The organism is Skermanella rosea (assembly GCF_016806835.2).
Taxonomy (GTDB): Bacteria; Pseudomonadota; Alphaproteobacteria; order Azospirillales; family Azospirillaceae; genus Skermanella; species Skermanella rosea.
Genome location: NZ_CP086111.1, coordinates 2,488,457 through 2,502,409 on the forward strand (window position 1 = coordinate 2,488,457; position 13,953 = coordinate 2,502,409).

The 13,953-nt window shown below is 66.6% G+C and carries 13 protein-coding genes; 9 read left to right on the plus strand and 4 right to left on the minus strand.

Annotation, left to right across the window (positions count from 1 at the left end):
- The first annotated feature begins 2 nt into the window (after window positions 1-2).
- Window positions 3-908 (plus strand): LysR family transcriptional regulator, encoded by a 906-nt coding sequence (locus JL101_RS11395; RefSeq protein WP_203095171.1) that lies wholly within the window; start codon window positions 3-5, stop codon window positions 906-908.
- Between the two features lie 826 nt (window positions 909-1,734).
- Here JL101_RS11395 and JL101_RS11400 read toward each other — a convergent pair.
- A complete protein-coding gene (locus tag JL101_RS11400) occupies window positions 1,735-2,415 on the minus strand; it encodes a hypothetical protein (RefSeq protein WP_228435408.1) in 681 nt (226 codons plus the stop codon).
- 1,014 nt (window positions 2,416-3,429) lie between these two features.
- Between JL101_RS11400 and JL101_RS11405 the strand changes: the two genes are divergently transcribed.
- Complete coding sequence (locus JL101_RS11405) at window positions 3,430-4,980, plus strand: DegQ family serine endoprotease (protein ID WP_203095173.1); 1,551 nt, start codon at window positions 3,430-3,432, stop codon at window positions 4,978-4,980.
- Window positions 4,981-5,028: 48 nt separating this feature from the next.
- On the opposite strand, the gene JL101_RS11410 is transcribed toward JL101_RS11405, so the two are convergent.
- Window positions 5,029-5,508: a CsbD family protein gene (locus tag JL101_RS11410; protein WP_203095174.1), complete on the minus strand. Its 480-nt coding sequence runs from the start codon at window positions 5,506-5,508 to the stop codon at window positions 5,029-5,031.
- A gap of 101 nt (window positions 5,509-5,609) precedes the next feature.
- Between JL101_RS11410 and JL101_RS11415 the strand changes: the two genes are divergently transcribed.
- On the plus strand, window positions 5,610-6,662 hold the full coding sequence (locus JL101_RS11415) for a zinc dependent phospholipase C family protein (protein ID WP_203095175.1): 1,053 nt from the start codon (window positions 5,610-5,612) through the stop codon (window positions 6,660-6,662).
- Here the strand turns inward: JL101_RS11415 and JL101_RS11420 are convergent.
- Both JL101_RS11420 and JL101_RS11425 read right to left on the minus strand, forming a co-directional pair.
- Entirely contained in the window at window positions 6,646-6,993 is a 348-nt protein-coding gene (locus tag JL101_RS11420) for a RidA family protein (RefSeq protein ID WP_201080140.1), read from the minus strand. The genes JL101_RS11415 and JL101_RS11420 overlap by 17 nt on opposite strands.
- Before the next feature lie 235 nt (window positions 6,994-7,228).
- The gene (locus JL101_RS11425) at window positions 7,229-8,146 is read right to left on the minus strand and encodes an ROK family protein (protein WP_203095176.1); all 918 of its coding nucleotides are present in this window, start codon (window positions 8,144-8,146) and stop codon (window positions 7,229-7,231) included.
- A 192-nt stretch (window positions 8,147-8,338) separates the two neighbouring features.
- On the opposite strand from JL101_RS11425, the gene JL101_RS11430 reads away from it, so the two are divergent.
- The 6 genes from JL101_RS11430 to JL101_RS11455 all read left to right on the plus strand — a co-directional run bounded on the left by JL101_RS11430 (window position 8,339) and on the right by JL101_RS11455 (window position 13,945).
- Window positions 8,339-9,055, plus strand: a complete 717-nt coding sequence (locus JL101_RS11430) for a hypothetical protein (RefSeq protein WP_203095177.1) — start codon at window positions 8,339-8,341, stop codon at window positions 9,053-9,055.
- A gap of 78 nt (window positions 9,056-9,133) precedes the next feature.
- Complete coding sequence (locus JL101_RS11435) at window positions 9,134-9,871, plus strand: AzlC family ABC transporter permease (protein ID WP_228435409.1); 738 nt, start codon at window positions 9,134-9,136, stop codon at window positions 9,869-9,871.
- Window positions 9,864-10,202: an AzlD domain-containing protein gene (locus JL101_RS11440; protein WP_203095178.1), complete on the plus strand. Its 339-nt coding sequence runs from the start codon at window positions 9,864-9,866 to the stop codon at window positions 10,200-10,202. Before JL101_RS11435 ends, JL101_RS11440 begins: the two co-directional genes overlap by 8 nt.
- A gap of 449 nt (window positions 10,203-10,651) precedes the next feature.
- Window positions 10,652-11,569 (plus strand): ABC transporter permease subunit, encoded by a 918-nt coding sequence (locus tag JL101_RS11445; RefSeq protein WP_158045399.1) that lies wholly within the window; start codon window positions 10,652-10,654, stop codon window positions 11,567-11,569.
- A 4-nt stretch (window positions 11,570-11,573) separates the two neighbouring features.
- Window positions 11,574-13,061: a high-affinity branched-chain amino acid ABC transporter permease LivM gene (livM, locus tag JL101_RS11450; protein WP_203095179.1), complete on the plus strand. Its 1,488-nt coding sequence runs from the start codon at window positions 11,574-11,576 to the stop codon at window positions 13,059-13,061.
- Entirely contained in the window at window positions 13,058-13,945 is an 888-nt protein-coding gene (locus JL101_RS11455) for an ABC transporter ATP-binding protein (protein WP_203095180.1), read from the plus strand. The genes livM and JL101_RS11455 overlap by 4 nt, the downstream gene beginning before the upstream one ends.
- Window positions 13,946-13,953: the final 8 nt, after the last annotated feature.

Sequence of the window (13,953 nt, forward strand, 5' to 3'; positions counted from 1 at the left end):
GCATGACGCTGGAGCAGCTTCGCATCTTCGTCGCGGTCGCCGAACGGGAGCACGTCACCCTGGGCGCGCGCGATCTCAACCTGACGCAGTCGGCGACCAGCGCCGCCATCGCGGCGCTGGAGGCGCGCTACGCGATCAAGCTTTTCGATCGGGTCGGGCGGCGGATCGCGCTGACGGAGACGGGGCGGATCTTCCTTGCCGAAGCGAAGGCGGTGCTGGCCCGTGCCTCGGCCGCGGAGACGGTTCTCGACGACCTTGCAGGGTTGAGGCGGGGTTCGCTCGGGCTCGCCGCGAGCCAGACCGTCGCGAATTACTGGCTGCCGCGCATCATCCACCAGTATCGCCGCCGCTATCCCGGCATAGCCCTGACATTGACGATCGGGAACACCGAGTTCGTGTCGGGCCTGGTCCACGGGGGAGCGGCGGACCTCGGCTTCACCGAGGGTGAGATAGACGACCCCGCCCTGACGATCCGTCCCGTCGCCGAAGACGAACTGGTGCTCGTCGTGGCGCCCGGTCATCCCTGGGCCGACCGGCGTCCGGAGCCGAGGGAGGATTTCCCGAGGGAGCCCTGGGTCTTCCGGGAACGCGGATCGGGAACCAGGTCGATCTTCGAGGCCACCCTGCCGGTCATGGGGGTCGACCCGCGGACGCTTGAGATCCGCCTCGAGCTTCCGTCCAACGAAGCGGTACGCGCAGCGGTGGAGGCGGGCGCCGGTGCGACCGTGATTTCAAGGCTGGTTGCGGAAAGTTCCCTGAAGGCGGGAACGCTGGTCGGAGTCGACCTTGCCCTGCCGAAACGGCGCTTCTTCGCGATGAGGCATCGGGAACGTTATCTCACGCGGGCGGCACAGGAGTTCTGGCGGCTGGTCGCGGAAGAACCCGGACGGGAAGAATCGACCGGGTGATCTTTGTTGCGATCGTTGCGGCGGAACCGGTAGTCCGAACCGAATTACTTGGGAAGCCTGGAAAGCTCGGAATTAACCGCAAACAGACGCCCGGTCGGAACCGAGTTGGACAGATTCGCCGGTCGACCCGCCCGGGTCACGGACGGTAGCTTCCGTGACCCGGGCGGATCGTGCGCTCCGAAGCGTGGGTCGCGTCGACGTTCGTTCAGGCGAGGCCGACCAGCGAAAGAACCGCGATCACGACGACAATCACGCCGATGATGTAGAAGATGTTCCGCCCCACTTTATTCTCCAACATTGGTTTGTCGATGCACCTGAGAACGTCGCCGGGTCGCTGAAAGTTCCAACCTCCTCGCCGCACGATCGGGGAAGTTCCTCCCGGAAAGGGGGCTGAACAGCGCCCGATAGGAACATAGAGCGAACATCAGGCTTGATGTTCCGGAAGTGTTCTCATATCATTCCCTTGTCGCTCAGCCAGCACCTGATGGATCACCTGCAAGGGAGGATACGATGTCGGTTCACAAATTTTTCGCCGAGTTCCTGGGCTTCGCCGGTCTGGTCACTTCATTGTACGGCTGGACGGTGGTCGGGCACGTGTTCGGGTTTTGAATATTTCGGGGCGGACCGGACCGGTTTGCGGCGCGTTTTTCGCGGATCGCGGTGAGGGCGGGTTTAACGCGGGGATTGCGATGGCGAACAACAAAAAGGCCGTTGTCAGGTAATCTCCTGACAACGGCCGATAAAAACGCCCTTCACCTTGTGCGGCAACCTGCCGAGATCTTCGACTCGACATGAGAGGGAAAGTAACCCCCCTCCTTTTCAAACATCAGCGCGGGCGGCGTGCCGCCCGATGCGCCGGGATCGGAATAGGACGGTTCACCTGCTCGTCGCGACGGCTCGCCGACATGTCGATCTCGATGCGTGCCAAGGCCTTGCGCAGTTCATGGACCGCATCGTGAAGGGTCTGGATGCTGCCCTCGCTGGGCGCCTGCTTCCATCCGCGGTAGGCCACCAGGCACGACCGGGCCGTGTCGCGGAGCCGCCCTTCGACGGCATCGACGGGAGGGGCCGGTTCCGGCCTGCCGGACGGGGAAGCGGTACGCGCCGTTTCACCGCCGGCGGCGGGCTGGGGCTGCGGAACGGCCGCCACGGGAGCGGGGCGGGGCTCGGCCGGAGCAGCAGCCGGCGCGGATTCCGCCGGACGGGCAGCCGATTGCGCGGAATTGCGGCCGATATCGGACGCGCGCAGCTGGGTCCGGCCTTCCGGAGTGGCGCTGCGGCGCGGAGCCGGGCGGGGCTCCGCCGGGGGAGCCGGCGGTTCGACCGCGGGCTGCTCTTCCGTCGCGCCGGTTGCCGGGGCGGGTGCCGAATCGTCCACTTGTTGCGCTTCTTCCGGAGCGACATGCTGCTGGGGCTGAGCAGCCGCTTCGGGTTCCTGCGCCGGGGTGGCCTGATCCGTTTCCGCAGGGCTCGCCGTCTCGCTGGCACGGGGGGCCGCAGGTTCCATTCCGGACGCTTCGGCTTTGCGTACAATATAGGAGATGGCGCTTGGAGTGCAGTCGAACTCGCGAGCAATCGCGGACAAAGTCGCGCCCGCCCGGTGCCGCTCCAAGATATGCGGCCATGCCGATTGTGGAATTCGGCCGCGCCGCTTGGGCGCCTCCGGCTCATTGCCGGCTTCAGCGCTCATGATATCGCTCGGTTGCCAGAGTGAAGATTGCGTCATTGGTTCGGTGACTTTGCTCGGAGAAAATTGCGCAAACAGCGCGGCTTCCTCTCAGAGGGCAGCTACGTTTACGCATGACAGCGGTGGTGATGTGGTCTGTTGAGAACAATATTGGGTATTCGCGATCAAATTACCAGCACCGTTTTCACTCGTACAGGAGATTTGTCGGCGGAGGAGCGAATTTTTGCGCTGCCGCATCGCGGAGTTGGAGAAGTACCCGCCATTGAAGGAAGTCAAGATCGCGGTTTGTTAGCCTTTTCAAGCGCGAATCGGGCATTTCGGGGCAGGTGAAGGACCAGCGGAGGGCGTGCCGTACCGGGACGGCGGATGCCCGTCACGGAGCGTCGGGCTGACGATCGACGGCCGGCCGCCGCGCGAATCGGGTTGGCGTCGCGCCGACTACGAAAATTGTCTCTGCTTGTATCCGAAGAAGAGCTTATTCATTTATTGAAAAAGCCTTTTCATTGCAGCCTAAAGTAATAAAATATGGTTAACCGCTCGCGAAACTCTTGTTTCCGCAGATTTCCCGGAGCATGGCCCGGAGCATGGAAGGAGCCGGACCATGGAGACTGCGCAAAAATGTCCCGGTTCCGATACGGTCATGTCGTGGCGTTTATGCTTCCTTCGATACAATGACGCAACGAGCATCGGTGTTGCAGTGTTGAGTGACCGCATGGCACCGCGATGCTGCGCCCGGTTCCGGTGATGGTCGATGACTCCGTCGTTCCGGGCATTTCGCAGGCCGAGTTTCCGTCGCCGGGCTTCTATCGCCAAGTATCTTTCGGAGGACCGTTCATGATCCCGTCTCACCATCGCCCGCATCGCGCCGGAGCCGGTCGGCGACTGCTGGCTTTGCCGCTTGCCGCGTTCATCGGCGCAGCCGGGTTTGGCCTGCCCGTACCGGCTTCGGCACAGAGCGGGCCGCCCGGTTTCGCGGATCTCGCGGAAGAACAGATCAAGACCGTCGTGAACATCTCGACGACCCAGACCCGGGGGGCGGGCGGTCCGGGGCTCCCCGGGCGGCCTCCGGGGCAGGGTCCGGGCGGTCCCGGCGGTCCAGGGGGGCCCGGCGGTCCCGATATTCCGGAGTTTCCCCCGGGGTCGCCGTTCGAGGAGTTCTTCCGCCAGTTCCGCGAGCAGCAGCCGACGCCGAGGCCGGTCACGGCGCTGGGGTCCGGCTTCATCATCGATCCCGGCGGGCTGGTGGTGACGAACAACCACGTGGTCGCCGACGCCGACGAGATCCAGGTCACGCTCTACGACGACACCGTGCTCGACGCGGAGCTGGTGGGCAACGATCCCCTGACCGATCTGGCGCTGCTGCGGATCAAGAGCGACAAGCCTCTTCCCTCGGCGCGCTGGGGCGACTCCAGCCGCCTGAGGATCGGCGACTGGCTGATGGCGATCGGCAATCCGTTCGGCCTGGGCGGAACCGTCACCACGGGTATCCTGTCGGCGCGGGCGCGCGACATCAACCAGGGTCCCTACGACGAATTCCTGCAGACCGACGCGTCGATCAACCGCGGGAACTCGGGCGGGCCGCTTTTCAACATGGCCGGCGAGGTGATCGGCATCAACACCGCCATCTTCTCCCCGACCGGCGGCAGCATCGGCATCGGTTTCGCCGTGCCGTCGTCGCTGGCAAGGCCGGTGCTGGAGCAGATCCGCGACCATGGCAAGCCGCGCCGGGGCTGGCTCGGCGTGCAGATCCAGGCCGTCACCCCGGAGATCGCGGAAAGCCTGCAGCTGGCCGAGCCGCGCGGGGCGCTGGTGACGACGGTGACCGGCGGCGGCCCGGCCGAGAGGGCGGGCATTCGCCAGGGCGACGTGATCCTGCGGTTCAACGGCCAGGACGTGGACGCCATGCGCCAGCTGCCCCGCCTCGTGGCCGACACGCCGATCGGCCAGCAGGCCGACGTGGTCGTCCAGCGCGGGGGCGAGAACCGGACGATCAAGGTCACTGTCGGGGATCTCGACGAGGCGCAGCAGTCCGCCGGGCTGGGGGCCGAGCAGACTCCGCCGGGCGGCGAGACCGCGAGCCCGCCGACGACGGAAACGCTCGGCATGACGCTTTCGACCCTCGATCCGGCGACACGCGACGCGTTCAGCATCCCGGATACTGTCGAAGGCGTCGTGGTGACCGAAGCCGCGCAGGACAGCCCGGCGGCAGGGCAGGGGATCGCTCCGGGCGACGTGATCGTGGAGGTCGGCCAGGAGCCGGTCGAAAGCCCCGAGGACGTCACGTCGAGGATCGACCAGGCGCGCCAGGCGGGCCGCAAGAACGTGCTGATGCTGCTGAGTCGGGGCGGCGAACTGCGCTTCGTGCCGCTGCCGCTGGAGGGCTGAGGCCAGGGCTGGGTGGCCAGGGCTGGGCGGGATCGTCCGGGCCGCCCGTCAGCGGCGCCTCCCGACGAGCCCGCCCAGCAGCATCCCGATGCCGAACGCGATCAGCAGCGCGGCGCCGGGCTGGGAGCGGACCCGCAGCCGGGCGCGACCTACGGCCCTTTGTCCCCCGTGCTCGGCAACGGCGCGCAGGTCGGCCAGCCGCCGCTGTCCGGCGGCGGTCCGGGCCGCGGCCTGATCGGAGGTCTGGGCGGCCAGCCTGCGGATCGCGGCAGCCGCTTCCGCCCGCGCCCGGGCCGCGCGGTCGGCCTGCGCCCCGACCCTCTCCCTCAGGTCGGCGGCCCAGTCGCTCAACTCCCGCAGCGCCTGCTCGCGCGTGACTTCGTAGCTTTCCGAGATGGCGTCGACCAGCCGCTCGCGGCTTCCCTGGAGATCGTCGATGATCTCCTGCGGGATCCTCCGCCACTTTTCCCGAACCAGTTCCTTATACTTGCCCCAGTTCAGTTCGATGCTGTTCCAGTCCAAGTCCATGGGAACTCCCGATCCGTATTTGAAAGGTAGCCCGGGTTGAACAAACTTTCGCGGCTCCCGGTTCCTGTCGGGGCGCATCCTGGAAGACGGGAAAGGCGACGATGCCGAAGGAATTGACGCATATCCTGTTTGCGGACGCCGTGGCGGCCGACCTGGAAGGCGGCGGCCGGACCGGCCTGGCGAGCCTGCTGAGCCGCGAACGCGCAACGCTCCATTTCGGTTCGATCGCCACCGACACGCTCTTCTACGGGTTCACGCTGCCGGTGCTGGACCGGGACTTCCATCCCTGGGGCGACATCATCCACGGGGAGGAGGGCGAGGATACCGGCACGCCGGTCCGCGAAATGCTGGAGCGGTTGCGCGGCGGCACGACGGAAAGGGCCGGGAGCGCTTCCGACGACGCCAAGTTCGCCTTCGTCTGCGGTTTCCTGACCCATATGGCGCTGGATATCGTCTTCCATCCCTGGGTCTACTCGGTGACCGGGCAGTATTACGATGCCGATCCGGTGCGGCGGACCGACTCGCAGATGCGCCACCGGCTTGCGGAATCCTGGCTGGACCTGCTGATGCTCGGCCGGCAGGGAACCGACCTCGCCCATTTCGGCGCCATGGAGGCGGTGCGGAGGAACGGGGCCTCGAACCTCGCCTGCCTTGGCTTCTTCGCGGACTGTTTCCGGTCGGCCTGGCGGATCGACGGCGACGTCGGACGCTACGCGCGGCGCTTCTACCGGGTCCAGATGCTCCTGACGCGGCTGTTCGCGTCCCCTGCCGCGATGAGGGCGGTCGCGCGGGCGAACAGGATGACGGACGGACGCCTGCGCGCTTTCCTGGCCCTGTTCTATCCCGCCGATCCGGGCCGGATGCCGACGGATCTGTTCGCCTTCCAGGGATACCGCCACCCGGTCACGGGGGAACGGGTGGCGGCGACGCTGGAGTCGATGTGGAATGACGCCCGGCGACTGGCGGTCGATCTGGTGACCGCCGCCGACGACACCAGGAAGGGCGCATCGTCGGACGCTCTCGACACGGCGCTGGGCGGCCGCAGCCTCGATGTCGGCCTACCCCGCTGTCCGGCCAGCAGGGCCGTCCATTTCGACATCTTCCCGGCAGCCCGGATGTGGGGCTATCCCGGTCCGGTCACTTCGCCGCGATGACCGCGATCTCGACCTGATACTTGGGAGCCGCCAGCTTCGCCTCGACGGTGGCGCGGACCGGCGGGTTCGAGGCATCCACCCAGGCTTCCCATACGGCGTTCAGCGCGCCGAAATGGGCCATTTCGCTGAGATAGACGGTGGCCGACAGCAACTTGCTCTTGTCGGTGCCGACGAGGGCGAGGAGTTCGTCGATCTGGCGCAGGATCTGCTCGGTCTGGCCCTTCGCGTCGGCGGTGGTGTCCTCGGCGACCTGGCCGGCGAGGTAGACGGTGTCGTTGTGGACGACCACCTGGCTCATGCGCGGGCCGATCTTGAAACGCTGGATGGACATCGGTTTTTTCCCCTGGTGATTTTTTCGGGCAAGGGTTCGTGGGAGCGCAGTGTTCGCATCCCGGGCGGCGCGGCGCAACCGGTTATGGCGAAAACGCCGTGGCCGGCCGTTCGCGGAGGGCTCGCCCCCGGTCCCGCGGGAAACCGCCGGCCGTCGCCTTTCCGGTCCGGGGCTTTTCGGCACCGTTACTTGCCGGTTCTTGGACAAATCCATGTATAGGGCCGTCATTGCGCCCTTACGGGGCCGCGCCCTCGGCGGCGCTCCACAGCCAGGCGGCCCCGCGGACGCCGCTGGAATCGCCATGGCGGGCGGGAAGGATGGGCGTGTCCACCGTATCGGAGATGCACCAGCGGCTCAGCAGCGGCGGCAGCATCGGATAGAGGCGGGCGACGTTGGACATTCCGCCCCCCAGCACGATCACGTCGGGGTCGAGCACGTCGACCACCATGGCCAGGCTGCGCGCCAGCCGGTCGGCGTAGCGCTCGAGGCTCGCGGAGGCGCCGGGATCGCCGGCGTCCGCCAGAGCCGCGATCTCCTGCGCCGAAAGCCGCTCTCCCGTGATCCGCGCGTGGTCGGCGGCGAACGCCGGCCCGGAAATCCAGGTCTCGATGCAGCCGGGCCGGCCGCAATAGCAGGCCGGGCCGGGATGCTCCCCCTCGCCCGGCCAGGGCAGGGAAGTGTGCCCCCACTCGCCGGCTATCCCGTTGCGGCCGGCCAGCACCCTGCCCCCGGCCACGATGCCGGCACCGGTTCCCGTACCGACGATCGCGCCGAACACCGTGTCGAAACCCGCGCCGGCGCCGTCCGCCGCTTCCGATACCGCGAAACAGTTGGCGTCGTTCTGCACGCGTACCGGGCGGCCGGCCAGAGCGCCGAGATCGTCGCCCAGGGAGTGGCCGATCAGCCAGGTGGAATTGGCCTTCCTGACCAAGCCGCCGGGCGGCAGCACGACGCCCGGTATGCCGATGCCCACGGTGCCGGAACCGCCGGCCTGCTCCTCCAGCCAGGATACGAGTCCCGCCAGCGCCTCCAGGGTTGCTGCATAATTGCCACGCGGTGTGCCGATTCTGCGGCGGGAGAGTTCCCGACCGTTGCGGTCTATGGCGATTCCCTCGATTTTGGTGCCACCAAGATCGATGCCGATGCGGATCATTGAGGAAAACCAGCGGATTGAGCGATTGACGAATAGGAGGCCGGAGCTTAGCCGATGGACCGCCAGTCCTCACCGCCAAAAATTGCGGCAGGCAGACGTTGTATCTGACGGCATATTCAGGCAATCTGCGCTCAAAGAAGTAATTCTTTCGCGCAATCCCACCCATCCGGAATCTCGACAGGGCCGTTTTCCATGAGCAGTGCCATCGAACCCCATCGCGAGAAGCCGGCGCGCCGCAGCGCGCGCCGGATCGTCACCGCCGTCACGGCCGCCTGCGTGCTGGCGGCTTCCTCCTCCGCCTGGGCCAAGTCGGCGTGCTATTCCCCGGCGGAATACGACGCCGAGCAGGCGATGCGTCTGCACACGGAGCTGATGGTCATCGGCCTGACCTGCAACTCGGTCCAGCAGGAACGCAACCTGTTCGCCAAGTACCAGAGCTTCACCACCAAGCATCGCGTCCAGCTGATGACCTGGGAGAAGGTGCTGATCGGCCATTTCCGCGAGACCGACAAGTCCAACCCGACCCGCAGGTTCGACGATTTCCGGACCGTCCTGGCCAACGAGATCGCGCAGCGCGCGGCGTTGCTGACTCCGCCCGTGTTCTGCCAGTCCCACAGCGACCGGGTCGACCAGGCGATGGCCATGACCGAGGGGGACCTGAAGAAGTACCTGGCGACCGAGGACGCGGGACAGATCGCGGCGGCGCCGCCGTGCGGCGTCAAGGTCGCGGAGCTGCTGGGCGACGAGGGCGTCCCGCAGGTGGCCCAGGCCTCCAGCAAGCCGCAGGTCCAGGGTTCCAAGGCTTCGAAGACCGCCTCGAAGGCCAAGCCGGCCAAGGTGGCGAGCACCGGCAAGTCGGCGCCCGCCAAGCCGAACAAGACGGTCGTGACCGCCGCCAAAGTTGACTGAGGGCGGTGACGGAGTAATTCTCGCTTCCGGCGGCGGCCGATCACCATTCCGGAATTCCGGCCGCCGCGCAGGACATTCATGACAGGCACCGCAACGCCGGCCGGCTCGAAGGCCCGGCGCACCATGTTCCTCGTTGCCGCCCGTGAAGCCGTCGGAATGCCGTCCATCGTTCTGGGCGCCAGCTACGTCGGGTTCGGATCCCTGGTACGCGAAAGCGGGATGGGCCTGTGGCTCGGGCTCTTCTCGACCCTGTCCGCCTGGGCTCTTCCGGGACAGGTGGCGCTGGTCGAACTCTACGGCGTCGGCGCCTCGCTGCTGGTGATCGCCTTGGCGGTGGCCCTGACCAACGCCCGCCTGATGCCGATGACCATCACCCTGATGCCGCTGATCCACGACCCGGCGGTTCCGCGCTGGCGATACTACCTCTATTCCCACCTGGTCGCGGTCACCGCCTGGGCCTTCTCGATGCGCCGGTGCCCGGAGATGCCGCGGGACGTCCGGCTGCCCTATTTCGTCGGTTTCGCCACGGTCCTGTGGCTGGCAAGCCTGATCGGGACCGCCGTCGGCTTCGCCCTGGCGGACGCGGTGCCGCAGTCGGTCACGCTGGGGCTGGTCTTCCTCAACCCGATCTACTTCATGCTGATCTTCGCGACCGACCTGCGCCACCGGGCGCGGGTGATTGCGCTGGGCCTGGGGGCGGTGATGGGGCCGACGCTCCACACCTTTTCCCATGACTGGGGATTGATGCTGACCGGCCTGATCGCCGGGAGCGCCGCGTTCGGGGCCGACAGGCTGGTCGCGAGGCGTCGTGGCTGACGGTTGGATCATCGTCGTCCTGCTGGTGGGGGCGGCCGCGACCTATGTCTGGCGGGCGCTCGGCGTGGCATTGTCGGGCCGGATCAATCCCGGGGGACCCGTGTTCGAATGGGTCGGGTGCGTCGCCTACGCGCTGCTCGCCGGCTTGATCGCCCGCATGATCATCCTGCCGGTCGGCCCGCTGCAGGAAACCGATCTCGGTTCCCGCCTGCTGTCCGCCGCGATCGCGCTCGCCGTGTTCTTCATCATGCGGAAAAGCATCTTCTTCGGCGTCACCGCCGGAACGCTGGCGCTGATCGGGTTTACGGTCGGCGGCGTCCGGATGTTCTGACCGCCGCGAATACCCGATCGACTCCACCGATAATTGCGCGATTGAAAAGAATGTCCGGGCTCTTGCTCCCGCGGCGAAGTGACGGGGCCCTGTTTCATTTCGGGCAGTGTGCGGGTTTCTTGTGCTGCAATTGCACAACGTCCATCCAAGTCCGTTCGCGTCTCCGGAGAGCCGATTTTCCCCGCTTGCCCGGCCGTTGAGGGTAATATAACGTCGCGTCAAGAATAAGGCCGGCGGGCCGAACCGCCGTGCCGAAGGTTCGAATCGGGAGACTTCCGACTGTTTGCAATTCCGTCGGCGCCGCAGAGGTTCGCCACGCCGGCCTTTGGAGCTGTTCGCAAGGGTCTGGACCCCTGGTCCGCCCCTCTTGCCAGCCGGGCGTGTCCCGTGCCTGGACGGGAAGGCGCGTGCCGACTCTCTGACGCAAACGACGTCTGGGTAGCGAGGACATGGAATACTTCCTTCAACAATTGATCAACGGGCTGACGCTCGGGGCCATCTACGGCCTGATCGCGATCGGCTACACGATGGTGTACGGCATCATCGGCATGATCAATTTCGCCCATGGCGAGATTTACATGATCGGCGCCTTCATCGCCGTGATCAGCTTCATCGTGCTCGGAGCGGCGGGGATCACCTGGGTGCCGGTGATGCTGATGCTTGTGCTGATCATCTCCATGGTGTTCACCAGCATCTACGGCTGGACGATCGAGCGGCTGGCCTACCGGCCACTCCGCGGGTCGTTCCGGCTGGCGCCGCTGATCTCCGCGATCGGCATGTCGATCTTCCTGCAGAACTACGTGCAGCTGGTCCAGGGCGCCCGGGTCAAGCCGATGCCGCCGGTCATCCAGGGCGGCTTCGTGATCATGGAGCGCGCGGACGGGTTCGTGGTCAGCCTCAGCTACCTGCAGATCCTGATCATCCTGCTGACCACCGCGCTGATGGTGGGCTTCACCCTGCTGATCACCCGGACGGACCTGGGCCGGGCCCAGCGGGCGTGCGAGCAGGACAAGACCATGGCCGGGCTGCTGGGCGTGAACGTCGACCGGACGATCTCGCTGACCTTCGTGATGGGAGCCGCCCTGGCGGCGGTCGCGGGCGTGATGGTCACGCTTTATTACGGCGTGATCGACTTCTTCATAGGATTCCTGGCGGGGGTGAAGGCCTTCACCGCGGCGGTGCTGGGCGGCATCGGCTCGCTGCCCGGGGCCATGCTGGGCGGGCTGCTGATCGGCCTGATCGAGGCGTTCTGGTCGGCCTATTTCTCGATCGAGTACAAGGATGTGGCGACCTTCGCCATCCTGGTCCTGGTGCTGATCTTCCGCCCCACGGGTCTGCTCGGCAAACCCGAAATCGAGAAGGTCTGATCCGATGACCGCAATCGTTTCCCAAACCCCCGACCGGCAGCGCCTCGACGTGGGCGCCATGCTGAAGGAGGCCGGTCTCACGGCGCTCGTGGCGCTGGCCCTCACCTTGCCGCTGGTCGGGCTCCGGACGGTGGACGTCGGCTCCCGGCTGACCGTCGTGACCCGTTTCGACGAGGTGCTGATCAGCGTCCTCCTGGTCTTCATCGGCCGGATCGGCCTGATCCTGACCCGCGAGGGGCATGCCGTCGCGGTGCTGGGCGTCAGCCTCGCCATCGCCCTGGTCTCCTGGTTCGTCCCGTTCCCGAGCGAGGTCCTCAAGGTCATCACCATCACGGGCGCGGCGGTGCTGGCGATCCGCGCGGCGATCACGGTGCGGCGCGACCGCAGCACGCTGAGCCAGCAGGAGCGCGACCGCGCCATGGACCGGCTGGGCGCCAGGGTCCAGGACGCCGCCGTCTGGATCGGCCCGATCGCCATTGTCTTCGCCATCGTCCTGCCGTTCCTGCCGTTCGCCAGCCGGTCGGTCGTGGATATCGGCATCCTGATCCTGACCTACATCATGCTGGGCTGGGGCCTGAACATCGTGGTCGGCCTCGCCGGCCTGCTGGACCTCGGCTATGTCGCCTTCTACGCGGTCGGGGCCTATTCCTACGCGCTGCTGGCCGAGTATTTCGGCTTCAGCTTCTGGCTCTGCCTGCCGCTGGCCGGTATCCTGGCGGCCTTTTCCGGACTGGTCCTCGGTTTTCCGGTGCTGCGCCTGCGCGGCGACTATTTCGCGATCGTGACCCTGGGCTTCGGCGAGATCATCCGCGTGGTCCTGCTGAACTGGGCCGTCTTCACGGGCGGCCCGAACGGCATTTCCGGGATCCCGCGTCCCAGCTTCTTCGGGATCGCCGACTTCGACCGGCGCCCGGCGGAAGGCGAGGTGGCGTTCCACCAGCTCTTCGGGATCGAGTTCGACCCCATGCACCGGATCATCTTCCTCTATTACCTGATCCTGGTGCTGGCGCTGCTGGTCAACGTCTTCACCATGCGGATCCGGAAGCTGCCGCTGGGCCGCGCCTGGGAGGCGCTGCGCGAGGACGACATCGCCTGCACGTCGCTGGGCATCAACCGGACCAACATCAAGCTGGCCGCCTTCACCATCGCCGCCATGTTCGGCGGCTTCGCCGGCTCCTTCTTCGCGACGCGCCAGGGCTTCATCAGCCCGGAGAGCTTCACCTTCATCGAATCGGCGATCATCCTGGCCATCGTCGTGCTGGGCGGCATGGGCAGCCAGATCGGCGTGGTCGTCGCGGCCGTGATCGTGATCGGCCTGCCCGAGGCGTTCCGTGAACTGGCCGAGTACCGCATGCTGACCTTCGGCATGGGAATGGTCCTGATCATGGTCTGGCGGCCGAGGGGCCTGCTGGCGCATCGCGATCCCACCATCCTGCTGCACCCAAAGCGCAGCGCCAGGCAGCAGCAAGCCGATTCGGAGGCGGGGGCATGACAGCCGTACCCGATACCCCAATACCCGGAACCCCGTTGCTCGAGGTCGAGCACCTGACCATGCGGTTCGGCGGCCTGGTCGCCGTCAATGACGTGTCGTTCACCGCGATGGAGCGGCAGATCACCGCGATCATCGGCCCGAACGGCGCCGGCAAGACCACCATGTTCAACTGCCTGACCGGCTTCTATTCGCCGACGGTCGGCCGGCTGGCCCTGCACCGCCCGGACGGCGTCTTCCTGCTGGAGCGGCTGGAGGCGTTCCGGATCTCCCAGCAGGCCGGAGTCGCGCGGACCTTCCAGAACATCCGCCTGTTCGCCCGCATGAGCGTGCTGGAGAACCTCGTTGTGGCCCAGCACAACAAGCTGATGAAGGCGTCCGCCTTCACCGTGGCCGGGCTGCTGGGATTGCCGAGCTACCGCAAGGCGGAGAAGCAGGCCGTCGAACTGGCGCGGTACTGGCTGGACAAGGTCAAGCTGACCAAGTTCGCCGACTGGGAGGCGGGGAACCTGCCTTACGGCGCCCAGCGGCGGTTGGAAATCGCCCGCGCCATGTGCACCGAGCCGGTGCTGCTGTGCCTCGACGAGCCGGCGGCGGGCCTGAACCCCCGCGAGTCGGCGGACCTCAGCGAACTGCTGATCCATATCCGCGACGAGGAGAAGATCGGCGTGCTGCTGATCGAGCACGACATGAGCGTGGTCATGAAGATTTCGGACCATGTCGTGGTGCTGGACTATGGCCGGAAGATCTCCGACGGGACGCCGGAATTCGTCAAGGGCGACCCCACGGTGATCCGCGCCTACCTGGGCGAGGAGGAGGACGAGGAGCTGCCGGAAGAGGTAAAGCAGGACCTGCCCGAGGTCGCGGAGCGGGAGGAGCGGCCATGAGCGAGCCC

What these genes read in the sequence shown, in the direction of transcription:
- JL101_RS11395 (WP_203095171.1), top strand. Translation starts at nt 3, where the DNA reads ATGACGCTGGAGCAGCTTCGCATCTTCGTCGCGGTCGCCGAACGGGAG.
- JL101_RS11400 (WP_228435408.1), bottom strand. Translation starts at nt 2,415, where the DNA reads ATGGAACCTGCGGCCCCCCGTGCCAGCGAGACGGCGAGCCCTGCGGAA.
- JL101_RS11405 (WP_203095173.1), top strand. Translation starts at nt 3,430, where the DNA reads ATGATCCCGTCTCACCATCGCCCGCATCGCGCCGGAGCCGGTCGGCGA.
- JL101_RS11410 (WP_203095174.1), bottom strand. Translation starts at nt 5,508, where the DNA reads ATGGACTTGGACTGGAACAGCATCGAACTGAACTGGGGCAAGTATAAG.
- JL101_RS11415 (WP_203095175.1), top strand. Translation starts at nt 5,610, where the DNA reads ATGCCGAAGGAATTGACGCATATCCTGTTTGCGGACGCCGTGGCGGCC.
- JL101_RS11420 (WP_201080140.1), bottom strand. Translation starts at nt 6,993, where the DNA reads ATGTCCATCCAGCGTTTCAAGATCGGCCCGCGCATGAGCCAGGTGGTC.
- JL101_RS11425 (WP_203095176.1), bottom strand. Translation starts at nt 8,146, where the DNA reads ATGATCCGCATCGGCATCGATCTTGGTGGCACCAAAATCGAGGGAATC.
- JL101_RS11430 (WP_203095177.1), top strand. Translation starts at nt 8,339, where the DNA reads ATGAGCAGTGCCATCGAACCCCATCGCGAGAAGCCGGCGCGCCGCAGC.
- JL101_RS11435 (WP_228435409.1), top strand. Translation starts at nt 9,134, where the DNA reads ATGACAGGCACCGCAACGCCGGCCGGCTCGAAGGCCCGGCGCACCATG.
- JL101_RS11445 (WP_158045399.1), top strand. Translation starts at nt 10,652, where the DNA reads ATGGAATACTTCCTTCAACAATTGATCAACGGGCTGACGCTCGGGGCC.
- livM (WP_203095179.1), top strand. Translation starts at nt 11,574, where the DNA reads ATGACCGCAATCGTTTCCCAAACCCCCGACCGGCAGCGCCTCGACGTG.
- JL101_RS11455 (WP_203095180.1), top strand. Translation starts at nt 13,058, where the DNA reads ATGACAGCCGTACCCGATACCCCAATACCCGGAACCCCGTTGCTCGAG.